The following is a 25072-nucleotide window of genomic DNA, read 5'->3' as shown; positions in this document are numbered from 1 at the left end:
TGGGCCCGTTCTCTCGAACCCTTCTTCCTTTGCACTACCGTTTGCCGCGGGATGGAGCAGCCCGGTAGCTCGTCAGGCTCATAACCTGAAGGTCGCAGGTTCAAATCCTGCTCCCGCACCCAAACAACCCCAAAGCCCCGCATGGCTCGCCAGCGGGGCTTTTTGCTGTCCGAAATCGAGCCCGGCTGGCCGTTTCAACGACGGATGATCTCGGCTAGACCATCGCCATGGCAGACATTCTGGCTCTCTCTCACTGGATCGATGGCCGAAAGGTCGAGGCTGAACGGCCCGCCGAGGGGCTGAACCCGTCGGACACGCGCGAGATCGTGGCGCGGACGCCGGACGGCGGCGTGGCCGAGGTGGAGGCGGCGGTGGATGCCGCGCGCCGGGCCTTCCCGGCCTGGGCCGAGGCGTCGCCGGAGGTGCGGTCCGATGTGCTGGACCGGGCCGGTACCTTTCTGATGGAGCGCCGCGAAACGATCGGGCGGCTGCTGTCGCGCGAAGAGGGCAAGACCTTGGCCGAGGGGATCGGCGAGACGGCACGGGCGGCGCGCATCCTGAAGTATTTCGCGGGCGAGGCGCTGCGGCTGCACGGCCAGACCCTGGCGTCGGTACGGCAGGGCGTAGAGGTGCAGACCTGGCGGCAGCCGGTCGGGGTGTTCGGCCTGATCACGCCGTGGAATTTCCCCATCGCCATACCGGCGTGGAAGGCGGCACCCGCCCTCGCGTTCGGCAATACCGTCGTGATGAAGGCGGCGGGACCGACGCCGGCGACGGCCGAGGCGCTGGTCGCCATTCTGCACGAGGCGGGGCTGCCCAAGGGCGTGCTGAACCTGGTCATCGGGCGCGGCGGGGTAGGCCAAGCGATCGTGGATCACGCCGAAGTGGACGGGATCAGCTTCACCGGTTCGCAGGGTGTCGGGGCAGGCGTGGCCATGGGGGCAGCAAAGCGTCAGGCGCGCGTCCAACTGGAGATGGGCGGCAAGAACCCGCTGATCGTGCTGGACGACGCCGATCTGGAGCGGGCGGTGGCTGTGGCCCTGGACGGCTGTTTCTATGCGACCGGCCAGCGCTGTACGGCGTCCAGCCGGTTGATCGTGCAGGACGGTATTCACGACCGCTTCGTGGCGGTGCTGACGGAGCGGCTGGCGGCGCTGAAGGTCGGCCATGCCCTGGACCCGGCGACCAATATCGGCCCGGCGGTCAGCGAGGCGCAGATGGAGACGTCCTATCGCTATATCGACATTGCGACCGGCGAGGGCGGGCGGGTGGCGCAGGGCGGGCGGCGTCTGACGCTGGAGACGCCCGGCTGGTACGTCGATCCGACCCTTATCGTCGATACGGTCCCGGACATGCGGATCAATACCGAGGAGGTATTCGGCCCGGTGGCCTCGGTGATCCGGGTCAGCGATTACGAACAGGCGCTGGAGATCGCCAACGGCGTCGAGTTCGGCCTGTCGGCGGGCATCGTCACGACCTCGCTGAAGCATGCGCGGGATTTCCAGCGGCGGGCCAGGGCGGGGATGGTCATGGTCAATCTGCCGACGGCGGGCGTGGACTATCATGTGCCGTTCGGCGGCACGAAGAAGTCCAGCTATGGCCCGCGCGAGCAGGGCTTTGCGGCGGCGGATTTCTTCACCCAGACGAAGACGGGGTACAGCTTCAGCTGAGGCCTAGAGGCTGAGCACAACGACCCAGGTCGCGTGCGCCATCAGCCAGAGGATGGCCACGAAGTTGATTGTGAAAACCTGGCCGCGCAGGGCGACATTGTCGCTGGTGCACTGAACCGCGCTGTGGATCACACGCCCGATCAGGAACAGCCAGGCGGCGGCGACGTCGAGCGTATTGATCTGTCCGGTCAGGATCAGCAGGCCGAGGCCGATCCAGGCAAACACAGGCGCCTCGAACTGATTGGCCAGATTGCGTTGGATGCGGGCGGACAGACGCGGGTCGCCGTCGGCACGCGCGAAGTCGGCCTTGGTGGCCTGTCCCCGTTTGACGACGATCAGACGTGTCCAGGTCAGGACGACATAGAGGCCGACGACCAGGCCGACATGCAGAACCATCGGAACCAGGGCCCAGGCGGCGAGCGCCGTCAGAGCCGGTTCCGATGTCTCCATGCCCATCATGGCTGTCAGGCTCGCGCCGCGTCCCAGGCCCGGACGGCATCCGCATCACGGGCGCTGAGGTCGGGGTAGTCGGGGTCGGAGCCGACGTCGGGGACACGCCGCCACGAGCGGGCGCATTTGGGATACGCGGCCTTGTCGACGGCAATCTTTATCGCTTCGTTGTTAATCTCGAACCCGTGTCTGTAGGCGATGATTTCGTCGCTGAGCGGGTACTCGGTCAAAACGAGATGGGCCTCGCTGGTTCTGAAAATCTCCGCTGCATCAAGACCGTCGAAGGCGGTGAACAACGAACCAACTTCAGTACGGCCCGCAGTGAAGGCTCCGGTTCGACGACAATGTACAAGCGTCACTTTGGCGTCGAGGGCCCCTCCGATCACCTTGTTTTTTCGTTCGTCTTCAAGCGCGATCATTACGGTTTCGACGATTGCTTTGACCTTCGCCCACCGCGCCGCCTCATCGTCATTCCGCCATTCCCCCGGCGTCTCCGGGATCACCCGCGCGCAGTTCGAGCCGCCGTCCGGGAACCGCGTCCCCCAGGCTTCTTCCATCGTGAAGGGGGTCAGCGGGGCCAGCCAGGCGGTCAGGCGCATGAAGACTTCGTCCATCACCGTGCGGGCCGCCCGCCTGCGGACCGCATCGGGGCGGTCGCAGTAGAGGCTGTCCTTGCGGATGTCGAAGTACAGGGCCGACAGGTCGCCGGAGCAGAACTCCAGCACCGGCCGGACCACGTCCTGGAAGCGGTATTCGGCATAGGCGTGACGCACCTGGCCATCCAGTTCGTGCAGGCGATGCAGTATAAACTTCTCCAGCGGCGGCATCTGCGCATAGTCGGTCAGGCGCTCGGCCTCGTCGAAACCGTCCAGTGCGCCCAGCAGATAGCGGACGGTGTTCCTCAGCTTGCGATAGGCATCGACCGTGGTCTGGAGGATCTGCTTTCCGATCCGCTGGTCCTCGGCATAGTCCACCAGCGACACCCACAGGCGCAGGATGTCGGCACCAGACTCCTTGATGATGACGGCGGGGTCGGTCGTGTTGCCCTTGGACTTGGACATCTTCTCCCCGTTCTCGTCCTGGGTGAAGCCGTGGGTCAGGACGGCGTCATAGGGGGCGCGGCCGCGGGTGCCGGAGCCTTCGAGAAGGTTGGACTGGAACCAGCCGCGATGCTGGTCCGAGCCTTCGAGATAGAGGTCGGCCGGCCAGTGCGAGGGGCGGTCGCCGGTATAGCCGTGAGCCGGATCGCGTGCCTCCAGCGTGAAGGCGTGGGTGCAGCCGCTGTCGAACCAGACGTCCAGGATGTCGGTGATCTTCTCGTAGCGTGACGGATCGTGCGCTCCCAGGAAGTCGGCGTCGGGCCGGTCGTACCAGGCATCGGCCCCGCCCTCGGCGATGGCCTTCAGGATGCGGGCATCGACTTCTGAATCATGCAGCGGATGGCCGGTGTGCTTGTCGACGAACATGGCCAGAGGCGTGCCCCAGGCGCGCTGGCGGCTGATCAGCCAGTCAGGCCGGCTCTCGACCATGGTGCGGATGCGGTTCTTGCCTGCCGCCGGATGGAAGGCCGTGGTGTCGATGGCCGTCAGGGCCTTGTCGCGCAGGGTGTCGCCGTCCTTGAGCGGCTCGTCCATGCGGATGAACCACTGGGGCGTGTTGCGGAAGATGATCGGGGCCTTGGAGCGCCAGCTGTGCGGATAGGAATGCTCCAGCCGCCCGCGCGCCAGCAGGGTGCCTGCCTCGATCAGCTTTTCCATCACGGCAGGGTTGGCCGAGCCGAACTTGCCGGTCTTCTTGCCCTCGGTCTCCAGCACCTTCAGGCCCGCGAACAGGGGTACGTGAGGATAGTAGGCCCCGTCCGGGTCGACCGTGTCGGGCACCTCCTTGTGGCCGTGCGCCTTCCAGACCTCATAGTCGTCCGCGCCGTGGCCGGGCGCGGTGTGGACAAAGCCGGTTCCCGCGTCGTCGGTGACATGGTCGCCCGACAGCAGGGGCACGGAAAAGCCATAGCCGCTATCCAGCGCGGCCAGGGGATGGGCGCACTCCAGACCCGACGGGTCGATGTCATAGACGCGGGTCCAGGTCGCGATCTTCGCCGCCTTGAAGACATCCTCGACCAGCTTGTCGGCGATGATGAAGCGGTCGCCCGGCTTGGCCCAGGGCTCGAACTCCAGCCCGGTCTCCAGAGCCGTAACCTCGTACAGGCCATAGGCGGTGTCGGGGCCATAAGAGATCGCCCGGTTGGCCGGGATGGTCCAGGGTGTGGTGGTCCAGATCACGACCGACGGTGTCTGGGTGCGGAAGGCCAGCAGGTCGTCCGGATGGCTGTCCGACGTGCCGACGACCGGGAACTTCACCCAGATCGTGGGGCTGACGTGATCGTGGTATTCGATCTCGGCGTCGGCCAGGGCGGTACGCTCGACCGGCGACCACATGACGGGCTTGGAGCCGCGATACAGCTGGCCGGAGTTCTTGAACTTGTGGAACTCGGCGACGATGGCGGCCTCGGTCGTGAAGTCCATGGTCGCATAGCGGTTGTCGAAGTCGCCGGTGATGCCCAGCCGCTTGAACTGATCGCGCTGCACGTCGATCCAGCCAGCGGCGTATTCGCGGCAGGCGGCCCGGAACTCGGCCTTGGACACCTCGTCCTTGCGGCGGCCCTTGGCGCGGTACTGTTCCTCGATCTTCCATTCGATCGGCAGGCCGTGGCAGTCCCAGCCGGGGACGTAGTCGACGTCATAGCCCAGCAGGAACCGCGACCGGACCACGAAGTCCTTCAGCGTCTTGTTCAGCGCATGACCGATGTGGATGTTGCCATTCGCATAGGGCGGGCCGTCGTGAAGAACGTACAGCGGTGCACCCTGGGCCTGGCGGGTCTTGCGCAGCGTCGAATACAGGTCGCCCCACTGTTCCAGAATCAGCGGCTCTTTCTGCGGCAGGCCGCCGCGCATCGGGAACGGAGTCTCCGGCAGGAAGACGGTTTCGCGGTAATCGCGGCCGGTAGGGGTGTCGGGTGTGGCGTCGGCCATATCAGTCGTCCAGGCGTATCTTTGGGTGATCGTTCGCGGTGATGTTTCGATCCCGGCGAGCACGGAGCTTGAGCCCGTTGGCGCTACGCCGGGCGGCTAATCGAAATCGGGCGAAACAGGCGGACGGTCATGATGGGATCGGTCTAGCAGGGCGGTGCGCGGGAGGCTAGGCGGACAGGACGGCGCGCGCGGCGGCGGCGTCGGCGTCGATCTGGGCCTTCAGGGCGTGCAGGCTGTCGAAATTCATCTCGCCGCGCAGCAGGGCGACCAGTTCGGTCTCGATGATCTGGCCATAAAGGTCGCCTGAAAAGTCCAGCAACCAGACCTCCAGCAGCGGCTCCTCGATCTCGAACATGGGACGGATGCCCAGGTTGGCGACACCGCCGACGATACGACCATCGGCCATGCGCGTGCGGGTGGCATAGACGCCGTATGCCGGTCGCATGTATTCGCCCAAGCGGACGTTGGCGGTGGGCACGCCGATGGTGCGGCCACGCTTTTCGCCGTGCACGACCTCGCCCTGGATGGCGAAGGGGCGGCCCAGGATGGTGGCGGCGCGGGCCATGTCGCCGGCCTTCAGCGCCTCGCGCACAGCGGAAGACGACAGCTTCAGCCCGTCGGGATCGTCCAGTCGATCGATGACGCTGACCGTGAAGCCCAGCTGTTTGCCGTGGCGGCGCAGACCCTCGGGCGAACCGCTGCGGCCCTTGCCGTATGTGAAGTCGAAACCGACGGCGGCGTGGCGGATGCCCAGGCCAGAACCGAGAACTTCAACAGCAAACTGCTCATCCGTCATGGCGGCCATGTCGACGTCGAAGGGCAGTAGATACAGGCGTTCGACACCCAGGGGGACCAGGGCGCGGGCCATCTGGTCGGTGGTCATCAGGCGGAAGGGAGCAGCCTCGGGCTGGAACCAGCGGCGGGGATGGGGCTCAAAGCTGACCACGGCGAGAGGGGCACCGAGCCGTTCGGCGGCCTGACGCGCGGCGACGATGACGGCCTGATGTCCGCGGTGGACACCGTCGAAGGCACCGATGGCGACGGCGGCTCCGCGCAGATCCTCAGGCAGGTCGCGCCAGTCTGTGACGACCTGGACCAAGATCAGGCCTTGCCGGGGCGCCGACGGCGGGGAACGCGGACCATGGCGATGCCGTCCATGATCAACTTGTCGTCGACAAAGCCCTCGCAGTTCAGTTCGGCCCGCGCCGTCTCCTGATCGACCGACAGGACGGTGATGCGGATCAGGACCGTGTCGCCGATGCGGACCGGGAAGTGGAACTGGAGCGTCTGTGAAATATAGATGGCGCCGGCACCCGGAAGGATGGTGCCGACCACGGCAGAGCCGAACGAGGCCGACAGCAGGCCGTGGGCGATGCGGCCGCGATAGGCCGTCTTCGATGCGAAGGCCTCGTCCAGATGGACCGGGTTGAAGTCATCCGACGCCTCGGCGAACTGCTGGATACGCTGCTCGGTGACGAAGATGCTCTTTTCGGCGGCCATGCCGACGTGAAGCTCGTCGAGGATGTAGCCGCCCGAGGCGTGCGCTGTGACCAGATCAACCATGAACGGGCCTTAGACTGAATTGTCGCATGTCACCACGTCAGATCGAGCATCGCATAGCGGGCGTGGGTGGTCTCGGCCTTCAGGAGATCTGCGGCACGGGCCGGGTCGATCAGACCGTCGGGCCCACGGGCAGCATCGCCATGGATGCCCTGCGCGATGAACAGACAGTCAAGGGCCTGGCGGTCCGCTCCCAGCACGTCGGTGACGACGCCATCCCCGATGCACAGGACGCGCGAGCGATCGACAGAGTGACCCAGTAGCGCCTCGGCTTCCTTCAGCGCCAGGCCATAGATGGGCGAGAAGGGCTTGCCGGCCATGATTACGCGGCCGCCGAGTTCCTCGTACAGGTCGGCGAGCGACCCGCCGCAATAGATAAGCTTGTCGCCGCGCTGGACCACGCGATCCGGGTTGGCGCAGATCAGTTCCAGGTTCCTGGCCGCGCCTTCGGCAAGACGCTCGCGGTAGTCCTCGGGGGTCTCGACATTGTCATCGACCGGGCCGGTGACGGAAATGAAGGCGGCATCGGCGGCACCCTCGGCAATGTCGAGTCCGAGCCCGTCGTACAGGGGCCAGTCACGATCAGGACCGATGATCCAGGCCGGACCGGGTGCACGTTTCGACAGCTCGGCGCGAGTGGCATCGCCCGATGTGACAAAGGCTTTCCACGCGGCACGCGGCACGCCCAGAGCATCGAGCTGGGCGACAACGTCGTGGGCCGGGCGTGGGGAGTTGGAAATCAGCACAACCGCCCCGTGGTCGCGGTTGAAGCGGATCAGTGCCTCGCAGGCCTCAGGCCAGCTTTCGCGTCCGTTGTGGATGACGCCCCAGACGTCGCAGAGCAGGATGTCGTAGTTGCCGGCGATCTCGCCGAGGCCGGAGGGCGCGTGGGGCAGGGTCATAGGCGGCAGATAGCGGGTTCTGGGAGCGGGGAGAAGGGCAACAGCCCGCGCGTCCAAGGAACTGGCGCTGCGCACCGCACGTTGCTGCTTCAGATATACGAGGGAGAGGGTTCATGAGAACGATGTTGACGATGGCGGCAGTGGGGGCCTGCGGGTTGATCGCAGCGTCCTGTGCGACGACGGATGGCTATGCCTCGGCGTGCGAGCGGGATTACGCGCGCAATCGCGAGTTTGCGACGGCGTCAGGTGCGGCGCTGGGCGCGGCGGTCGGGGCAGCCGTCGCCGGGCGCGGCGACCGCGAAGCCGGAGCGGCCATCGGTGCCGTGGCCGGGGCGCTGCTGGGTAATCAGTTGTCAGCTGAAGACGATCCCTGCGGCTATGGCTTCGGCGGCTACAACCGCGACTATCGCTACGGCCGCGAGCGCATCTACTGGCAGGACGAGTATCGGCGCGATGGTTACCGCCGGTATTGACTTCTAGTGCACTCGGCGGCGCTGATCGGCGCTGCGCAGGGTGTTGCGCAGGAACTCGGCGGGTGGGTCGGTTTCGGCCAGGACCGCTTCCTTGATGGCGCGGGGCTCGCCGAACAGGTGGCCCTGGGCCATGCCGATGTCGAGTTCGAGGATGTCGACGATCTGGCGCTCGGTCTCGCACTTCTCGGCGATCAGCTCGATGCCGTAGCGGCGGGTCAGGTCGGCGAAATCGACGGCCGAGATGTCCGGGCGACCGGGCAGGGGCGAGGCAATGTCGAGGTCGAGTAGCTGTTCGATCAGCAGCTCGGCCGAGACCTTCATGAACTTGACGTCGGATCGCTGAAGGTCGGCGAAGTCGAGGTCCAGCGTCTGGACCTTGTCGATGGAGAAACGGAAGCCGAGGTCAGCCAGCTTGGCCATGTTGCGGGCCTCGACCGCACCGCGCGCGTCGAAAGTGGCCTGGCCCAGTTCGAAGATCAGGGCCTGGTTCAGGTCGCGGTTCTCACTGAGGAAATCGAGGAACTGCGGGAAGAAGGCCTCGTCGGCCAGGGACGTCAGGGCGACATTGCAGAAGACACCGACCTTGCGGTCCTGGCGTGCCAGTCGCCGCACGATCTGGGCGCAGCGAAACAGCAGCAGGTTGTCGATGGCGGGCACCAGACCCTCGCCTTCGGCGATCGACAGGTATTCGGCAGGCATCATGACCCGATCGTCGGCGGCCCGCAGGCGGGTGAAGCTTTCGTAGAAAAGGGTCCGGCGCTGGGGCAGGGAAACGACGGGCTGCAGGTACAGGTCGACGCGGTTTTCGGTCAGGGCATCATGGATGGTGTGCAGCAGGACGTTTGACTGCTGCTGCCAACGGGCCTCGAAGGGGCCGGAGGCGGGGGCCTGGGTGGCCATGCGCTGGTCGATTGATTCGCTCATCTGCTGGATCAGGCTCTCCAGCATGCGGACCTCGCCGGTCAGGCTTTCGGTCGAGGTCAGGGAGCCGGCCTCGATCGCCCCGGCCAGGTCGGTCAGGGCGGATTGGGTCGATTCCATCGCATCGGCGAGCAGGCGATGCGCCTGGCGGACGGTGTCGATCTCCTTGCGCAGGGCGGCTTTGTCGGCGCGGGCGGCAATGAGGACATGGATGGCGACCAGAAGGCCCGCAGCCCCCACGAAACCGGCCACCGCCGATCCCAGACCCAGGTTGGCACTCCACAACCATGTGCCCAGGGTCATGGCCACGAACAGATAGCTGAAGAACAGAAAGCCCTGGGTCAGTGCACGCATGGAAACGGTTGTTCCGCCTTCCCGGATGGAATCGCTGGAGTATCAGGGTATCAGAGACGCACGCCTATAGGCCAAACGCACAGAATACGGGGATATGCATGGAATTGTTCGATCTGACCGGCAAGGTCGCCATCATCACGGGCTCGTCCAAGGGCATCGGCAAGGCGATCGCAGAGCGGATGGCGGAGCACGGAGCCAAGGTGGTCATCTCCTCGCGCAAGGCCGGGCCGTGCGATGAAGTCGCCACGGCGATCAACGAAAAGCACGGCGAGGGCACGGCCATCGCCATCCCGGCCAACATCGCCTCCAAGGACGACCTGCAACGACTGGTCGACGAGACCATTGTCGCATTCGGCCAGATCGACATCCTGGTCTGCAATGCCGCGTCCAACCCCTATGCCGGTCCGATGGCGGGGATTGCCGACGAGCAGTTCGAGAAGATTTTCCACAACAATGTACTGGCCAATCACTGGCTGACCCAGATGGTCGCGCCGCAGATGATCGAGCGCAAGGACGGGGCGATCGTGATCATCTCGTCCATCGGCGGCCTGCGGGGCAATGCCCTGATCGGGGCGTACAATGTCTCCAAGGCGGCGGACATGCAGCTGGCGCGCAATCTGGCGGTGGAGTGGGGGCCGTCGAATGTGCGGGTCAACTGTATCGCGCCGGGCCTGATCCAGACCGACTTCGCCCGCTATCTGTGGGAGAACGAGGAGGTGCTGAAGGTGACGGTCGAGCCCAATCCCATGAAACGCATCGGCCAGCCGGACGAGATCGCGGGAACGGCGGTCTATCTATGCTCGAAGGCCGGGTCCTATGTGAACGGCCAGACTCTGGTGGTCGATGGCGGGCTGACGATTGCCTGGTGAGGGCACACGGAAGGTCGGCTTTCGCCAGGATCTGAGCTGGCGGCTGGAGGCCATGGGGTTCGCGGCCTTCATCGGGCTGATGCGGTTGCTGGGGGTGCAGCGGGCGTCAGGGCTGGGCGGCTGGTTGTTGCGAACCCTGGGACCGAAAACGGGTACACAGAAGACGGTGATGCGTAACCTGCGGATCGCCTTTCCGGACATGCCGCCGGCCGAGCGCGAGCGGCTGGCGCTGGACCAGTGGGAGCAGACAGGCCGGGCCTTTGCCGAGACGGCGCTGATGGACCAGATCGTGGCCCAGGACCGGATAGAGGTCGTGGGGCTGGAGCGTCTGCATGCCATCCGCGACAGCGGCCGGCCGGTGGTCTTCGTCGGCGGGCATTTCGCCAATATCGAAACGCTGGCGGCAACCATCATCGGCGCGGGTGTGCCGTGCCAGATCACCTATCGCGCGGCCAACAATCCCTATGTCGACGCCCAGATCATCGCCGCCAGAGCGCGTTACGGCATCACCCTGTTCGCGCCCAAGGGCGGGGACGGGGCGCGGGAGCTACTGGCCGGGATGGCGCGGGGCGAGTCGGTCGCCCTGATGAACGATCAGAAATTCTCGGAAGGGCCCGAGGTGACATTCTTCGGCCAGCCGGTGAATGCGGCACCGGGACCCAGCCGCCTCGCCCTTAAGTTTGGAACTGTGTTGCAGCCCTTGTCGGTCACGCGGCTGCCTGGTGTTCGATTTCGCCTGACCGTCCATGACCCGATCGCGCTGGAGAAGACCGGTAATCGATCAGCCGATATTGCGCGTGGCGTACAGGCGATCACTCGCTTCATCGAAGACCGTGTGCGCGAGCATCCCGTGGACTGGTTCTGGGTGCACAAACGTTGGCCAGACCGGGTCTATGCGACGCTGACGGAGACCGATCAGGCGATTTGATGATCCGCGACGCGGCGCTTTTCGCCGTTGTAATTGGCATCGTTGCGGCGACGGCGGTCGGGACCGAAATAGCTGTCGGTCTTCACATAGGGCCGGGGCCGGAAGATCACGGCGTGAAGCCGGTCCAGCAGAGCCTTGGCGGTCAGCGGCTTGGTCACGAACTCGGTCACGCCGGCGTCGCGGGCCTCGAACACCCGGCTCTTTTCCGAGTGGCCGGTCATCATGATGATGGGCAGATAGGGATTGGCGCTGCCTGGACTGTTGCGGACCAGGCGGGTGAACTCCACGCCGTCCATGGGCGACATGTTGAAGTCGACGATGGCGACGTCGATGTCGTGGCTCTTCAGGATTTCCAGCGCCAGGGGGCCGTCGCCGGCCTCATGCACGTCGCGCACGCCAGCGGACTGCAGCACGGCGGAGGTGATGGCCCTCATATGCTGATTATCATCGACCAGCAGGATTTTGACGGATTTGTACGAGGACATCGAAGGCTTGAATCACCGGGCATCGGAATGGACCAATACCTAGGCGGGAACGGAATCGCCGTCCATCGTCCACATTCGACAGGCGTATGACGGTTTGATCAGTCGGCCTGGGCCAGGCGTTTGAAGGCTTCGTCCGGACCGGCATAGGCCTCTTGCAGGCTGACCGACCAGTAGCGCAGGATTTCCAGCGGGATGCCTCGGCCAGAGACGGCGCAGGTGACGTAGCGGCCGGGCTTGAGGACGGCGAACTCGCCGTCGCCGTAATGCAGGGTGGCCTGTCCGGGTGCGGTCTGGGTCATGGCCTCGTATAGCTCCGATGTGCTGAGAACGGCAAAGCTGTCGGTTCAGAAAAGATCGCCCTGGGCCACCGGCGGTCTGGGCTTGGCGGCCGCGGGGGCGGGTTTATTGCGCGGCGCGGGGGTGCTGTCGTCGGCATCGATGTGGGCCCCGCGCGACCCATCGGCGAAGACCAGGCTGACGGCTTGCCCGGCGGTCAGGGCGGCGGCGCTGGCGATCATGGTGCCGTCGCTGTTTTCGACGCGGGCAAAGCCGGGCTTGGGGCGTTTGGGGTCGAGGCTGAGCAGCGCGCGGGACAGGGCCGCCAGGCGGGCCTCGTCGCGGTCCAGACGGCGGGGCAGGGTGGGTGTCAGGCGGTCCGAGGCGGCAGACAGGCGCGAGGCGCGTTGATCGAGGCGGCGGTGCAGCGGGTCGGGGGACAGGCGGGCCGAGACCTTCAGCAGGCGATGGTGATGCGCGGCGACATTGGCCGAGAGACCGCCCTGCAGGCGTCGGTCGGCCACCACCAGCCGTTCGTCCGCACGGGTCAGGCGCTGGTGCAGCAGATGCAGCCCGAGACGCGCCGAGGCGGAGACCAGCTGCTGGCCATGGATCGAGACATTGCGCTGCAGGCCCGAGCTGAGACGGTTGCTGGCCAGGTCGAGGCGCTGCTGGGGCAGGGCCAGAAGGTCTTCGGGCCGGGTCGGCAAGCCGCGTGCGGCGGCGCGCAGCCGGGTGCGGCGTTCCTCGATCAGACGGCCGCCCGCGCGGTCCAGACGTCGCTCCAGATCGGCCACGGCGAAGCGCAGGTCGGCCAGGACGGGCGTGGCGATCTCGGCCGCCCCGGTCGGGGTCGGGGCCCGGCGGTCGGAGACGAAGTCGATCAGGGTGGTGTCGGTCTCATGCCCCACGGCCGAGATGATCGGGATGGACGCCGAGGCGACGGCGCGGGCGAGAGTCTCGTCGTTGAAGGCCCACAAATCCTCGACCGAGCCACCGCCCCGGGCCACGATCAGCAGGTCGGGGCGGGGAATGATGCCATCGGCACCCAGGGCATCGAAACCGCGCACGGCGTTCGCGACCTGGGCGGCGGCAGCATCCCCCTGGACCACGCAGGGCCAGACGATGACGCGGCAGGGCCAGCGCTCGGCGATGCGGTGCAGGATGTCGCGGATGACGGCGCCCGTCGGGCTGGTGATCACGCCGATGGTGGCGGGGAAGGCGGGGATGGCCTTCTTGCGGGCCGGATCGAACAGGCCCTCTCCCTGCAGCCTGACCTTCAGCCGCTCCAGCAGGGCCAAGAGCGCGCCGGCACCCGCGGCCTCCATGCTTTCGATCACGATCTGGTAGGAGGAGCGGGCCGGATAGGAGGTGATCTTGCCGGTGACGATGACTTCCAGCCCCGTCTCGGGCCGGACGCCCAGGCCGCGGACCGAGCCCTTCCAGATCACGCCGTCGATGGCGGCCTTGTCGTCCTTGAGCGTCAGATAGACGTGGCCCGAGGCGTGGTGATTGACCTTGGACACCTCGCCGCGCAGGCGGACGTGGCCGAACCGGTCCTCCAGCGTCCGCTTCAACGCGAACGACAGCTCCGACACCGACTGCGGTGGGTTGTTGTCACGCGGCGGGGCGGCGGCCTCGGGCGGTCCGCCAAAGACGTAGTCGTCGGTCATGCGTCGTCCATTCGCACAGGCGGCCACTGTCGCGCTACATGGATCAGGGCGACGATCCAGATCGTGTCTGCGTCCATCGTGTAAATGAGGCGGTAGTTTCGGTGAGGAACGACTTCTCGAGTGCCAGGCGTCGCGCTCAGCTTGCCAGCATTTGGAAACGCGCAAAGCCTGTCAGCGGCAGCGCTGAACCGATCATCCATGCGGGCGGCGGCATCCGGATTATCTTGCGCAATATGAAGCCAGATATCCTCGCGGTCAGCGAGCGCTGGCGGTGTCCAGATTAATCTCATTCGCCGCGAGCGCGGCGGCGTCGCTCGGTGAACTCAGCCTCGACGACCTCATTAGAAATACCCTCGCCCCTGCGTACCGATGCAAGTCCCTCCGCGACCTTGGAAGCCACGAACGCTTCATATGACCGGCTTTCCTGCTGTTTCTGGACGAACTCACGCATCAACTCACGCACAACCTGAGAGGCAGGGCGGTGAGTGGCCTCGGCCTCGGCCATGAAGGCGTCTCGCAGCTCGGGCTCGAGCTTGAGGGTGAAGACGGATTCTTTGGCCATGGCGGTCTCCGGGTATGGACGACGTATAGACGTTTTCATCACCTGACAGAAGCGGGAACGGCTTTCGGCACAGGTCGTTAGCGTCACCATGCCCGCAGACCCCCAGGATACCGATCCCGTCGACCAGAACCCCAGCGAGCGGGAGCTGGGTCGCCGCAGCGCTGCGCCTGCCGTCAGCCTGTGGCTGGTGGTCGGTGTGATCTTGCTGATCGGCGTCGGGGTCTATGTCCTGTCCGCCATGCTTTGACCCCAGGAGACATCATGAACCGTTTTGCCATCGCCGCCGTCGCCACCCTCGGGGCCATCACGATTTCGGCCTGTTCCGACAGCACCGATGACGTCGTCCAGCCGCCCGCACCCGGTGCCGCGCCAGCGCCCGTGACGGAACAGGCCGCCGATACGGCGACGGCGCGCGCCGCCATCGCCTTCGACATGAGCCGCGATCAGCTGGAGGACGCCGACCTGCACGCGGCGGACGGCACGGACCTGGGCGATGTCGAGACGCTGGTTCTGGACGCCGGTGGCCAGCTGACGCAGTTGGTCGTCGAGCTGGAAGGACCGGGCGATGTGAAGGTCGTGGTGCCGGTCGGTGACGTGCGGGCCGCGCCGGTCCCGACCAATGGATCGGACGACCGCGACCTGATGACCGACCTGACGGCGGCGCAGCTGGCGGCCCTGCCGCGCTGGACGCCGCCCGCCCGCTGAACGAACGATAAGACCTCGCTAACCGCGCCTGTGACTTGACCGTGTTCGCAGGTGCGGTCATGTCGCGGGCATGAATATTCTGCTCGTCGGATCGGGAGGGCGCGAGCACGCCCTGGCCTGGAAGATCGCCCAGTCGCCGCTGGTGCGTCGGCTGGTGATCGCGCCGGGTAATCCCGGCATGGATGCGCTGGGCGAGCGGGTCGATCTGAAGGTCACCGATGCGGACGCACTGACGGTCCTGGCGCGCGAGATGCGGGCCGATCTGGTCGTCGTGGGGCCGGAGACGGCTCTGGAGGCCGGTCTGGCGGACCGGCTGGCCGCGGCGGGCATTCCGTGCTTCGGACCCAGTGCCAAGGCGGCGCGGCTGGAGACCTCCAAGGCGTTTTCCAAAGCCTTCATGGAACGCCACGAAATCCCGACGGCCGGCTATGGCGTCTATGAGCGACTGCACGAGGCGCGGCAGGCGCTGACGGTGTTCAAGCCACCCTATGTGATCAAGGCCGACGGTCTGGCCGCCGGCAAGGGCGTGGCGATCAGCCCCGACAAACGCGATGCCGAGGCCGAGATAGAGCGGATGCTGGGCGGCCGCTTCGGCACCGCCGGAGCCCGCGTCGTCATCGAGGAGTTCATGAACGGCGAGGAGGGCTCGCTGTTTGCCGTCTGCGACGGGCAGAGCGCTTTGCTGCTGGGCGGGGCGCAGGATCACAAGCGCGCCTTCGACGGGGATCTGGGTCCCAACACGGGCGGCATGGGCAGCTATTCGCCGGCACCGGTCTTCACGCCCGAACTGGTAGAGGCGGCCGAGCGGCTGATCGTGCAGCCGGTGGTTGCGGCCATGGCGGCGGAGGGTGCCCCGTATCGCGGGGTGCTGTACGCCGGACTTATGGCGACCGAAGAGGGCCCGAAGGTGGTGGAGTTCAACGCCCGCTTCGGCGACCCGGAATGCCAGGTCCTGATGATGCGGATGGACGGGGACATCGTGCCCTTGCTGCTGGCATGCGCCAAGGGTGACCTGACCCAGGCGCGTCTGCCGACGTTCTCTACCGACACGGTGATCTGTGTGGTTCTGGCGGCCAAGGGCTATCCTGACAGCCCGCTGGAAGGATCGATCATCCGGGGCGCAGAACAGGATTTTGGCCCGCATGTGCAGGTGTTTCACGCGGGCACCAAGCGCCGTGACGACGGCCAACTGGCAGCGGCCGGCGGGCGCGTGCTGAACGTCTGTGCGAGGGGGCGCGACATCGTCGAGGCGCGCGAGCGGGCCTATGCGGCGGTGCGCAAGATCGACTGGCCCGGTGGTTTTCACCGCACCGATATTGGCTGGCGGGCGGTGGAGCGGGATTAGGTTACTTCGCCAGCCTCAGGTGTAGGCGAACAGCAGGCGGCCAGTGCCCATGCGCTCGCGAAGGGCCGGCAGGTCGGCGTGGGCGACGGAGAAGCAACCATATGACCGCCCCAGCTTGCCCTCGCGCGCCAGGAAGCGCGGATCGGCGTAGTCGGCACCGTGGATGATGATGGCGCGGTCTCGGGCCAGGTTGTTGGAATACTCCAGCCCGTCCAGCAGCACGTTCGGCCCCTGCTGGGAGCCATAGCTGGCCCCGGCGGTGGCATAGGCCCCGAGCGAGGACATGTGGCTGTCGGGCTCGTTGGAGAAGCGGCGGGCATAGCCGGTGTGCGTCGGGTCTGAGCCGCGACCGTGGCTGGTGCGCAGGGGCGTGACGTTTCCAGCGACCAGATCGACCTCGTACAGCCGCTCTTCACCCGAGAACTTCTGGAAGTCGACCAGATACATCCGGTCGCGCAGCGGCACCTTGTGGTGATGGATGTCCAGCGCCGCCATGGCGCGGTCCATCAGGTCCTTGCGGACGATGCTGCGGGGGTCGAGGGGCGGGGCGACCTGACTGGCCGCGACGACGATGGGCTGGGCCGCCGGCTGTGGCGGAATGATGCCGGGTGTGGTCGCCAGTTGGGGCTGCTGCACAGCGCCCGCTGTTGCGCATCCCGACAGCAGGGCGGCACCGCCCAGAATGAATCCTCGTCTCGCCAGCCGCATACGACGCCCTTCGTGCGGTTTCATCGAAGGGAGGGTTTGTTTCAAAGTGTGACGCCGGTTTCAACCTCGGCCTTGGCGATTAGCGAGCGCAGGTTATGGTAGCCGCTGTCCTTGGGAGGGGTTTCATGCGGGTTCTGGCATCGGTGATAAAGGCGGTCGTTCTGGCCGTCGGCACAAGCGTTGCGGCGCAAAGTCCGGCGACCACACCCGTATCCGGGGATGATCTGACTACGTTCGTTCAAGTTGGTCGGCTCTTGGCCGATCCATCGAACGGCGTTGTGCAGCGCGATAAAACTATCGTGATCAGAGGGAACCAAGTCGCCGAAATCCGCGACGGCTTCGTTGGAGACGGTCAGATCATTGATCTGCGCGACTCATTCGTGCTGCCCGGCCTGATCGACAGCCATGTGCATCTGACCGGCCAGCAGAACCCCAACGGGCGGCTGGAAGAGGTGACCCAGTCCAATGCCGAACAGGCCTTCGTCGGCGCGCGCTACGCCCGGCGCACCCTGATGGCGGGCTTCACGACAGTCGCCGATCTGGGCGGATCGAACGAGGCCGTGTTTGCCCTGCGCGACGCGATCCGCCGCGGCGACGTGCCTGGGCCGCGCGTGATCGCCTCAGGCTCGTCCGTGTCGATCCATGGCGGTCACGGAGACATCAATGGCTACCGCGAGGACGTAATGCACATCCTGTCGCCGGAAAGCGTGTGTTCCGGCGTCGAGGACTGCCAGCGGGCGGTGCGGACGCAAGTGCGTTCGGGTGCTGACATCATCAAGATCACGGCGACGGGCGGTGTCCTGTCCAACACCGCGGCGGGTCTGGGCCAGCAGTTCTCGGACGAGGAATTGGCCGCCATTGTCGCGGCGGGTCACCGGATGGGGCGGCAGGTAACCGCCCATGCCCACGGCGCGGACGGCATCAACAGCTTCCTGCGTGCGGGCGGCGACTCCATCGAACACGGCACCTATCTGGACGCCGAGTCGATCCGGCTGATGGGGCGTGAGGGGGTCTGGCTGGTGCCGACGCTGCTGGCCGGGGACTATGTGGCGCGCATCGCCTCGGGGCCGGACAACTTTTTCACCCCCGCCCAGACGGCCAAGGCACTGGAGGCCGGGCCAAAGATGCTGGACATGGTCACGCGAGCGCATGACGGTGGTGTGCGGATCGCCTTCGGCACGGACAGCGGCGTCTCGGCCCACGGTGACAATGCCCAGGAGTTCGCCCTGCTGGTGCGGGCAGGCCTGACGCCGCTGGAGGCCGTGCAGTCGGCGACGGTGGGCGCTGCAGAGCACTTGAGAATCAGTGATCAGGCCGGGCGCATTGCTGTGGGCATGCCGGCAGACCTGATCGCAGTCGGGGGCGATCCCCTGAGCGATGTCACCGAACTGGAGCGGGTGGTGTTCGTGATGAAGGGCGGCGAAACCTATCGCGACAAATAGGCCCGGCTATTCGATCAGGGCATTGGCCGCGACCACAAGACTGGTGGTCATCAGATACAGACCGAAGGCCCAGGCCCAGGCTTTCCACTGGACCATGCCGGGGATCGCCATCAGCCACAGCCGCTGGATGGCGATATACCAGACGGTGATGGCCACCACGATCGCCATGCCCGTCAGGGTCGTCCAGATCAGTGGATCGTTCACGCCCAGGCTGCCGACACTAACCAGGATGGAGGTCGCGCCCGCCAGATAGCACTGGGCGAAAAAGGGGGTGCGCAGGCTGTCACGATCGACCTTGTGCTTCGACAGTTTCAGGAAGGCCCAGGCAAAGACCAGAGGATGCAGGCTGAACATCAGGGCGCGGAAGGCCAGCAGATTCTGCTCGCTGGCGGTGATCAAGCGGCTGACCGGATTGGGCTCGTCGGTGACGGGCACGCCGAACAGCAATTCCAGCCCGTGGGCCAGCAGAATGCTGAGCACCAGGAACAGCGGCGGGCTGAGGGTTTCCAGATACTGTTTCTCGGGCTTGTCGCGCTGTTCGGCGTCCGAATAGTGCATGGTCCGCAGGGGATGGCGCAGCGTCATCGCCAGGGTGCGCGGATAGAACAGCAACCACGAGATGACCTCGTAGAGCAGTTCCTCCACCGACTGCAGGATCTTCATGGCGTTCATGTGCGGCCCTCCCGCGGTCACCTTAGCCAAGGCGGGTTCAGAGGGAAGCCTTGTCATGTCTGCGAGTGATCCGACGCGCCAGGCCTTGAAATCATTGGAGGAAGTGCCCATCTCCAGCGCTCCCAGACATCCAGCCTTACCGCCGCCCGCCTCCTCGACGGGTTGTCGTCGTCTATTTGGCCGCCGATGTCGTAACCCGAGGACCAACCCAGGAGACGCCTTGTTCGCTCAACGCAAAGCCCCGTTTACTCCCCGTTCCAACCCCGGTTCGCGCTATGGCTATCGGCCCGCACCCATCCGTGCCCGTGTCGGTCTGGCCATGCGCCGGGCCATGACATTCGGCCCCATGCCGGACGCCGAAGCCGTCCTGAGAGCCAACGGCCTGTCGCTGGCCCCCATGTCGGTGGGCGAGGCAGGCATGAATGTCGGCGGCACCAGCGTACTGGCCACCGCCCAGGTATCAGACATCGACAGCGGGGCGTTGAAGGCCCTCATCGTCCCGGCGGGATCGGCCGACCCCGAGGCCGCTGCCGCTCTGAACGACGCCATCATGCGTGCCAGTGCCAAGGGCATGCCCATCCTGGCGTTCGGTGAAGGCGTGGCGGCAACGCTGCGCGCGCTGGATCGGGCGAGCGAAGACCTGGCGGATGCTCCGGCGATCATGGTCACCGGTCAGACGATCCTGCCACTGGAAGACATGGCCGCCGTTGCCGCTGCCGCCGGCAAGGTGGGTTGAAGCCAGCCTGAAGACGCGGGCTCAGCCGACCAGGGCGGCCCGCTCTTCGGGCGTCAGCATGCGCCAGCGGCCCTCCGGCAGATTGTCGAGCCGTAACGGGCCGATGCGGATACGGATCAGGTCAACGACCTCAAGTTCCAGCATGTCGCACATGCGCCGTATCTGGCGGTTGCGGCCTTCGCGCAGGACGAACTTCAGGCGGAAGGTGTCCATGCGGCTGACCCGTGCGGGCTTCAGCTGACGCCCGTCCAGGCGCAGGCCATACCGCAGCAGTTTCAGCTTGTTTTCGGTCACATCGCCCCGGACGCGGACCAGATATTCCTTGTCGAGATCGGACTGCGGCCCGATCACCGCCTTGGCCACTACCCCGTCGGACGACAGCAGCAGAAGGCCGCGCGAATCCTCGTCTAGCCGGCCGATGGGGGGCAGGGACATGTCCTCGGGAGGGGCTTCGCCCGGTCCGACCAGGTTTTCGGCGGTCAGCAGGCGGACGGCCGGGATCTTGTCCGGCTCAGGCTGGCCCGAGACGAAGCCAAGCGGCTTATGCATGACGATGGTGATGCCCTCGGCCAGGGTAGCGGTGGCCCGGTCGTTCAGGGTCAGGGTCTGGCCGGGCTCAAGCTTGCGGCCCGCATCTGTGACGACCGCACCGTCGATCGACACCAGCCCGTCGGCGATCAGAGCGTCGGCCTCTCGCCGAGAGCAGACACCCGTCTGGCCCAGCCACTTGTTGATGCGGACGGGCTCGGTGCCGTCATAGGTGCGCGAAAAGCTCATGACACCCGCCGGAACAGCAGCATCAGGTTGTTGGCCGGCATATCTCGACGAAGGGTGAGGCGGAGACCCTCGGACCGCGCCGCCACCAAGACCTCGTTCAGGTCGCGCAGGCCCCAGTCGGGATTGCGGGCCTTGAGGCTGTCGTCGAAGGCGGCGTTGGAGGGGGCCAGAGGCACTTCGGCCTCAAGGAACGGGCCATAGAGGACCAGCAGTCCGCCGGGCTGGATGAGGGTCTGACCGGCCAGACGCATCAGGCCCATCGTCGCTGACCAAGGGCTGATGTGGACCATGTTGATGCAGACCACTGCCTGGACGGCTTCGGTCGGCCAGGTCGCCGGATCCAGCACGTCGAGCGCCAGCGGGACGGACAGATTGGGCAGAGCCGCGGCCCCTGCCCAGGCGGCGATGCTGGTGCGGGCCTCAGGCGAGGGGTCGCTGGGCGTCCAGGTCAGGCCGGGCAGGGCGCGGGCGAAGGCCACGGCGTGCTCGCCGGAGCCTGCGGCGACTTCCAGCACACGACCCTGCGCGGGCAGATGGGCCCGCAGTACCTCCAGGATCGGCCCGGTATTCCGCGCCACGGCGGGCGAGGCGGCGGCCCCGTCGGGCAGGGTGGTGATCGTGTCCATCGTCTGCATGGCCGCTCCGATAGCCTGCCCGGCCTCGAACCGCGACCGGAAAGATGCCGAGGCGAGCCCTGTCATCGCTCATTGACGAATGATTTTTGCGTCAGTTGACGGAGCGGCACCGGAGGTGTCATTCCGCGCGTAACAATGCGTGATCGTAGACGCATCGGGAGGGGCCACGGCGACGTCAGATCGCGGGGCCAAGGACGTTCAGGAGAGTAGCATGACCCCATCCGCCATCCCCGGGCTGCACCCGGCCCCGACCGCGCACGCCGGGCTGACCGCCTGGGTCGAGCAAATAGCCGCCCTGACCAGGCCGGACCGGGTCCACTGGTGCGATGGTTCGGAGGCCGAGAAGGCGGAAATCATCGCCGACCTAATCGGCAAGGGCACGCTGCGCGAACTGGATCAGACGAAACGACCTGGCTGCTACTATGCCGCCTCGGACCCCAAGGATGTCGCGCGGGTCGAGAGCCGGACCTTCATCTGCTCGGCGGATCAGGTCGATGCCGGGCCGACCAACAACTGGGCCGATCCGGTCGAGATGCGGGCGCGGATGCAGGGGCTGTTCGACGGCTGCATGGCCGGGCGCACCATGTATGTGGTGCCCTTCTCCATGGGGCCGCTGGGCTCGCACATCTCGGCCCTGGGCGTCGAGATCACCGATAGCGGCTATGTCGCCGTCTCCATGGGCATCATGACCCGCATGGGCCAGCCTGCGCTGGACGTGCTGGGTAGCGATGGCGTCTTCGTGCCCGCCGTGCACACCTTGGGCGCGCCCCTGGCCGAGGGGCAGGCCGACGTCGCCTGGCCCTGCAACGACGACAAGTGGATCGTCCACTATCCGGAAACGCGCGAGATCTGGTCCTATGGGTCTGGCTATGGCGGAAACGCCCTGCTGGGCAAGAAATGCTATGCCCTGCGCATCGCGTCGGTGATGGCCCGCGACGAGGGCTGGCTGGCCGAACATATGCTGATCCTCAAGCTGACGGACCCGAAGGGCCGCGCCAAATATGTCGCCGCCGCCTTCCCCAGCGCCTGTGGCAAGACCAATCTGGCCATGCTGCAGCCGGCCATTCCCGGCTGGACCGCCGAGACGATCGGCGACGACATCGCCTGGATGCGCTTCGGTGACGATGGCCGCCTGTACGCCGTGAACCCCGAGGCCGGATTCTTCGGCGTCGCGCCGGGGACCAGTCGCAACACCAACGGCAACGCCCTGGCGACCATGGCGACCAACACCGTCTTCACCAATACGGCGCTGACGCATGACAACGACGTCTGGTGGGAAGGTCTGTCCAAGCCTGCGCCCGAGGGTCTGACCAACTGGAAGGGTGTGCCGCACGACCCCGCGTCCGGCGAGCCTGCGGCACATCCCAATGCCCGTTTCGCCGCCCCGGCCAGCCAGTGCCCGACCATCGCGCCGGAGTGGGAAGACCCGAAAGGCGTGCCGATCGATGCCATCCTGTTCGGTGGCCGCCGGGCCAGTGCCGTGCCGCTGGTGACCGAGGCCTTTGACTGGGAGCACGGGGTCTTCATGGGCTCGACCGTGGCGTCGGAAGGCACGGCAGCGGCGGAAAACGCCATCGGCACCCTGCGCCGCGATCCCTTCGCCATGCTGCCGTTCTGCGGCTACAACATGGGCGACTATTTCGCGCACTGGCTGGCCATGGGCGGCAAGACCGAGGCGGGCAAGCTGCCGCGCCTGTATTTCGTCAACTGGTTCCGCAAGGACGACGAGGGCCGGTTCGTCTGGCCCGGCTTCGGCGACAATGCGCGTGTCCTGAAGTGGATTGCCGAGCGGCTGGATGGCGAGGCCGAGGCGGTCGATACGCCGGTCGGGCGGGTGCCGACGCGCGCCAGCCTGGATCTGTCGGGTCTGGACCTGACCGAGGCCGATCTGTCGACCCTGCTGGATGTCGATGCCGAGGTCTGGGCCGAGGAAGCGGCTCTGATCCCCGAATTCTACGCCCAGTTCGGCGATCGTCTGCCCCAGGCCCTCTGGCAGCAGCACGAGGCCCTGACGACGCGCATCGAGCAGAACCGGGCGGCGGCTATCGCGGCGGAATAGGCCTTCGCTCTTGCAAAAGGATGGCGACCGGTCGATCTGGTTCGGGTGGCGTCCTCCCCTGATGTGATCGTGATCGGTGCCGGCGTGCTGGGCCTCTGCTCGGCGGCGGAGCTGGCTGCGCGCGGGCATGCGGTGACGGTGGTCGATCCCGGCGGTGCCAATGCCAGCGCGGTGGCGGCGGGCATGATCGCTCCGGCCATGGAATCTCTTCTGGAAGAGACGACGCCCGAGCGCGCGGCCTTGCTGCGCCGCGCCCGCGATCTGTGGCCCGCCTTTGCCGAAACCCACGGGCTGAAGCTGCGGCGCGAGGGGGCCGAGTGGCGGGGTGATGATGCCGGGGCGGCCATGGATCGTCTGAGCGCGCTGGGCTTCGAGGTGGAGGCTATCGACGACGGTGTGCGCACCTCCGAGGACTGGCGGGTCGATGTCGGACCTGGGCTGGCGGCTTTGGCGCGTGTGCCGGGGGTGTCGGTCGTGCGGGCGACGGTCCAGCGGTTGAGCGGTGATACCCGGCGTTGGCGGGTCGAGGCTGGCGATGGCCGGGTCTGGTTCACGCCCTCCTTGGTCGTCGCAACCGGTGCTGCGGCGGCTGTCGAGGGGCTGCCTCCTGCGGTCGCCGGTCGCATCGCGGCGATCCAGCCCATCAAGGGCCAGCTGAGCTATTTCGCGGGTCTGGCGACGTCAGCTGTCATTCGCACACAGGGGGCTTATGTCGCGCCCTCAGATGGCGGCGTTGTGATCGGCGCGACCATGCAGGCCGGTGATCGGGATCTGACCCCCGACCCTGATGCTGCAAACGATCAGACTTCGCGGGGCCTCGGCCTTCTGGGGCTGGACCACCGCGAAGGGGTTGTGCGCGTGGGCATACGCGGCGCGACATCGGACGGTCTGCCTCTGGCCGGGCCGACGCAGGCGGAGGGTCTGCATCTGGCTCTGGCTCCGCGCCGCAACGGCTGGCTGCTCGGGCCGCTGGTGGCGCGGGTGGTGGCCGATGGGATCGAGGGGGCAGCACCTGTGCCTGATGCCGCCGCCCTCGACCCCGCCCGGTTCGACTAGTCAGGCGCGGCGAAGCGGATGGTCATGGCGACGCGAGACCCCTGTGCCGCGCCGTTCACAGTCTGCGGGCTGATCTGGAAATAGCGCGACACGCTTTGCGCCGCCCGTCCGAAGCCATAGCCACCCGGCGTTTCATTCGTGACGCGGCAGTCGGTCACCCGACCGCTGGCCTCGACAAAACAGTTCAGCGAGGCCGATCCCGACACGCCGCGCTGAATGGCGCGGTCCGGGTAGGCGCGGTCCATCTGTTCCGGCGTCGGCTGACGTATCCAGTTGGCGCGGGTGATCAGCGCCGGTGGTTCAGGTTGAGCGACCGGGGGCTGATCCGGGACCGGCTCTTCGACAGGGCGGTTGATGGTGATGGTCGTGCTGTCGCTGGGCGGCGCATCGGTTCGAGGCACATTGATTACGTCGGTCGGCTGTGTCGGCAGAGGCGTCTCGTTCACGCGTGGATTGGGCGCGGCGGGTGTCGGTTCGCGCTCGACCGGCTCGATCGGCTTGGGCTTCGGCATCGGCTCCATGGTGACGATGGTCAGCGGACCGTCTTCCAGCGGTGCCAGTTGCAGCTCGAAGCGCTGGTTGTAGAGCGCGACACCGACCCCGATGTGGGCCAGGGCGACGACGCCGATCACCATCCAGCTGGTCCGGGATAGACCCGGCTTGCGTCGTTCGTTGAAGTCGAGGGGGCTGACACCGTGTGGGCCGCCCGCGGTTCTGATCATCATGGCCGTAACTCCCTGTCTATCGCCGTCCCCACAGCAACCCATGAGCGAATGCAGCGCTGA

27 protein-coding genes and 1 tRNA gene are annotated in these 25072 nt (G+C 66.5%); 12 read left to right on the top strand and 16 right to left on the bottom strand.

Features of this window, described 5'->3' with window-relative positions; all coding sequences use genetic code 11:
• The first annotated feature begins 45 nt into the window (after nucleotides 1-45).
• Together WC585_RS16420 and WC585_RS16415 are read left to right on the top strand one after the other, a co-directional pair.
• Nucleotides 46-122: transfer RNA gene (locus WC585_RS16420), tRNA-Met, on the top strand.
• 105 nt (nucleotides 123-227) lie between these two features.
• A complete protein-coding gene (locus tag WC585_RS16415; RefSeq protein WP_373259008.1) occupies nucleotides 228-1670 on the top strand; it encodes an aldehyde dehydrogenase family protein in 1443 nt (480 codons plus the stop codon).
• A 3-nt stretch (nucleotides 1671-1673) separates the two neighbouring features.
• Here WC585_RS16415 and WC585_RS16410 read toward each other — a convergent pair whose 3' ends face one another.
• The 5 genes from WC585_RS16410 to WC585_RS16390 all read right to left on the bottom strand — a co-directional run bounded on the left by WC585_RS16410 (nucleotide 1674) and on the right by WC585_RS16390 (nucleotide 7611).
• On the bottom strand, nucleotides 1674-2120 hold the full coding sequence (locus WC585_RS16410) for an MAPEG family protein (protein WP_373259006.1): 447 nt from the start codon (nucleotides 2118-2120) through the stop codon (nucleotides 1674-1676).
• Between the two features lie 14 nt (nucleotides 2121-2134).
• The gene (gene ileS, locus WC585_RS16405; protein WP_373259004.1) at nucleotides 2135-5149 is read right to left on the bottom strand and encodes an isoleucine--tRNA ligase; all 3015 of its coding nucleotides are present in this window, start codon (nucleotides 5147-5149) and stop codon (nucleotides 2135-2137) included.
• Nucleotides 5150-5315: 166 nt separating this feature from the next.
• Nucleotides 5316-6248: a bifunctional riboflavin kinase/FAD synthetase gene (locus WC585_RS16400; RefSeq protein WP_373259002.1), complete on the bottom strand. Its 933-nt coding sequence runs from the start codon at nucleotides 6246-6248 to the stop codon at nucleotides 5316-5318.
• A gap of 2 nt (nucleotides 6249-6250) precedes the next feature.
• A complete protein-coding gene (locus WC585_RS16395) occupies nucleotides 6251-6712 on the bottom strand; it encodes a MaoC family dehydratase (RefSeq protein WP_373259001.1) in 462 nt (153 codons plus the stop codon).
• Between the two features lie 29 nt (nucleotides 6713-6741).
• A complete protein-coding gene (locus WC585_RS16390) occupies nucleotides 6742-7611 on the bottom strand; it encodes a TIGR01459 family HAD-type hydrolase (protein ID WP_373259000.1) in 870 nt (289 codons plus the stop codon).
• A 113-nt stretch (nucleotides 7612-7724) separates the two neighbouring features.
• Here WC585_RS16390 and WC585_RS16385 point away from each other — a divergent pair, with 113 nt between their 5' ends.
• Entirely contained in the window at nucleotides 7725-8084 is a 360-nt protein-coding gene (locus WC585_RS16385) for a glycine zipper 2TM domain-containing protein (protein WP_373258999.1), read from the top strand.
• 3 nt (nucleotides 8085-8087) lie between these two features.
• Here the strand turns inward: WC585_RS16385 and WC585_RS16380 are convergent, their stop codons facing one another.
• Entirely contained in the window at nucleotides 8088-9359 is a 1272-nt protein-coding gene (locus WC585_RS16380; protein ID WP_373258998.1) for an EAL domain-containing protein, read from the bottom strand.
• A gap of 98 nt (nucleotides 9360-9457) precedes the next feature.
• Here WC585_RS16380 and WC585_RS16375 point away from each other — a divergent pair, with 98 nt between their 5' ends.
• Together WC585_RS16375 and WC585_RS16370 are read left to right on the top strand one after the other, a co-directional pair.
• Complete coding sequence (locus WC585_RS16375; protein WP_373258997.1) at nucleotides 9458-10228, top strand: SDR family NAD(P)-dependent oxidoreductase; 771 nt, start codon at nucleotides 9458-9460, stop codon at nucleotides 10226-10228.
• 52 nt (nucleotides 10229-10280) lie between these two features.
• A complete protein-coding gene (locus WC585_RS16370) occupies nucleotides 10281-11156 on the top strand; it encodes a lysophospholipid acyltransferase family protein (protein ID WP_373259014.1) in 876 nt (291 codons plus the stop codon).
• Here WC585_RS16370 and WC585_RS16365 read toward each other — a convergent pair.
• The 5 genes from WC585_RS16365 to WC585_RS16345 all read right to left on the bottom strand — a co-directional run bounded on the left by WC585_RS16365 (nucleotide 11144) and on the right by WC585_RS16345 (nucleotide 14152).
• Entirely contained in the window at nucleotides 11144-11641 is a 498-nt protein-coding gene (locus tag WC585_RS16365) for a response regulator (protein WP_373258995.1), read from the bottom strand. The genes WC585_RS16370 and WC585_RS16365 overlap by 13 nt on opposite strands.
• 98 nt (nucleotides 11642-11739) lie before the next feature.
• Complete coding sequence (locus WC585_RS16360) at nucleotides 11740-11940, bottom strand: DUF2093 domain-containing protein (RefSeq protein WP_292174003.1); 201 nt, start codon at nucleotides 11938-11940, stop codon at nucleotides 11740-11742.
• Between the two features lie 45 nt (nucleotides 11941-11985).
• A complete protein-coding gene (gene xseA / locus WC585_RS16355) occupies nucleotides 11986-13590 on the bottom strand; it encodes an exodeoxyribonuclease VII large subunit (RefSeq protein WP_373258993.1) in 1605 nt (534 codons plus the stop codon).
• On the bottom strand, nucleotides 13587-13880 hold the full coding sequence (locus WC585_RS16350; protein WP_373258992.1) for a type II toxin-antitoxin system RelE/ParE family toxin: 294 nt from the start codon (nucleotides 13878-13880) through the stop codon (nucleotides 13587-13589). Before WC585_RS16350 ends, xseA begins: the two co-directional genes overlap by 4 nt.
• Entirely contained in the window at nucleotides 13877-14152 is a 276-nt protein-coding gene (locus WC585_RS16345) for an antitoxin of toxin-antitoxin stability system (protein ID WP_373258990.1), read from the bottom strand. The genes WC585_RS16350 and WC585_RS16345 overlap by 4 nt, the downstream gene beginning before the upstream one ends.
• Nucleotides 14153-14240: 88 nt before the next feature.
• On the opposite strand from WC585_RS16345, the gene WC585_RS16340 reads away from it, so the two are divergent.
• The 3 genes from WC585_RS16340 to purD all read left to right on the top strand — a co-directional run bounded on the left by WC585_RS16340 (nucleotide 14241) and on the right by purD (nucleotide 16202).
• Nucleotides 14241-14399, top strand: coding sequence for a hypothetical protein (locus tag WC585_RS16340; RefSeq protein ID WP_292173997.1), 159 nt, complete (start codon nucleotides 14241-14243; stop codon nucleotides 14397-14399).
• 14 nt (nucleotides 14400-14413) lie between these two features.
• Nucleotides 14414-14857: a hypothetical protein gene (locus WC585_RS16335; RefSeq protein ID WP_373258987.1), complete on the top strand. Its 444-nt coding sequence runs from the start codon at nucleotides 14414-14416 to the stop codon at nucleotides 14855-14857.
• A gap of 70 nt (nucleotides 14858-14927) precedes the next feature.
• The gene (purD, locus tag WC585_RS16330; RefSeq protein WP_373258985.1) at nucleotides 14928-16202 is read left to right on the top strand and encodes a phosphoribosylamine--glycine ligase; all 1275 of its coding nucleotides are present in this window, start codon (nucleotides 14928-14930) and stop codon (nucleotides 16200-16202) included.
• 15 nt (nucleotides 16203-16217) lie between these two features.
• Here purD and WC585_RS16325 read toward each other — a convergent pair whose 3' ends face one another.
• Nucleotides 16218-16910 (bottom strand): murein L,D-transpeptidase catalytic domain-containing protein, encoded by a 693-nt coding sequence (locus WC585_RS16325; RefSeq protein ID WP_373258984.1) that lies wholly within the window; start codon nucleotides 16908-16910, stop codon nucleotides 16218-16220.
• A 125-nt stretch (nucleotides 16911-17035) separates the two neighbouring features.
• Here WC585_RS16325 and WC585_RS16320 point away from each other — a divergent pair, with 125 nt between their 5' ends.
• Nucleotides 17036-18352, top strand: a complete 1317-nt coding sequence (locus WC585_RS16320) for an amidohydrolase family protein (protein WP_373258982.1) — start codon at nucleotides 17036-17038, stop codon at nucleotides 18350-18352.
• Between the two features lie 6 nt (nucleotides 18353-18358).
• Here the strand turns inward: WC585_RS16320 and WC585_RS16315 are convergent, their stop codons facing one another.
• Entirely contained in the window at nucleotides 18359-19024 is a 666-nt protein-coding gene (locus tag WC585_RS16315) for a hypothetical protein (RefSeq protein ID WP_373258979.1), read from the bottom strand.
• A 220-nt stretch (nucleotides 19025-19244) separates the two neighbouring features.
• On the opposite strand from WC585_RS16315, the gene WC585_RS16310 reads away from it, so the two are divergent.
• Entirely contained in the window at nucleotides 19245-19760 is a 516-nt protein-coding gene (locus WC585_RS16310) for a hypothetical protein (protein ID WP_373258977.1), read from the top strand.
• A gap of 21 nt (nucleotides 19761-19781) precedes the next feature.
• On the opposite strand, the gene WC585_RS16305 is transcribed toward WC585_RS16310, so the two are convergent.
• Both WC585_RS16305 and WC585_RS16300 read right to left on the bottom strand, forming a co-directional pair.
• Complete coding sequence (locus WC585_RS16305; RefSeq protein WP_373258975.1) at nucleotides 19782-20537, bottom strand: pseudouridine synthase; 756 nt, start codon at nucleotides 20535-20537, stop codon at nucleotides 19782-19784.
• Entirely contained in the window at nucleotides 20534-21172 is a 639-nt protein-coding gene (locus tag WC585_RS16300) for a DUF938 domain-containing protein (RefSeq protein WP_373258972.1), read from the bottom strand. The genes WC585_RS16305 and WC585_RS16300 overlap by 4 nt, the downstream gene beginning before the upstream one ends.
• Nucleotides 21173-21383: 211 nt before the next feature.
• Here WC585_RS16300 and WC585_RS16295 point away from each other — a divergent pair, with 211 nt between their 5' ends.
• On the top strand, nucleotides 21384-23231 hold the full coding sequence (locus WC585_RS16295; protein WP_373258970.1) for a phosphoenolpyruvate carboxykinase (GTP): 1848 nt from the start codon (nucleotides 21384-21386) through the stop codon (nucleotides 23229-23231).
• Nucleotides 23232-23276: 45 nt separating this feature from the next.
• Nucleotides 23277-24287, top strand: coding sequence for an NAD(P)/FAD-dependent oxidoreductase (locus tag WC585_RS16290; protein ID WP_373258967.1), 1011 nt, complete (start codon nucleotides 23277-23279; stop codon nucleotides 24285-24287).
• Here WC585_RS16290 and WC585_RS16285 read toward each other — a convergent pair.
• On the bottom strand, nucleotides 24284-25012 hold the full coding sequence (locus WC585_RS16285; protein ID WP_373258965.1) for a TonB family protein: 729 nt from the start codon (nucleotides 25010-25012) through the stop codon (nucleotides 24284-24286). The two genes, WC585_RS16290 and WC585_RS16285, sit on opposite strands and share 4 nt — an antisense overlap.
• Nucleotides 25013-25072 lie beyond the last annotated feature (60 nt).

This window comes from Brevundimonas sp., assembly GCF_041648055.1.
GTDB lineage: Bacteria > Pseudomonadota > Alphaproteobacteria > Caulobacterales > Caulobacteraceae > Brevundimonas.
This window is presented reverse-complemented; position numbering and strand designations above follow the sequence as displayed.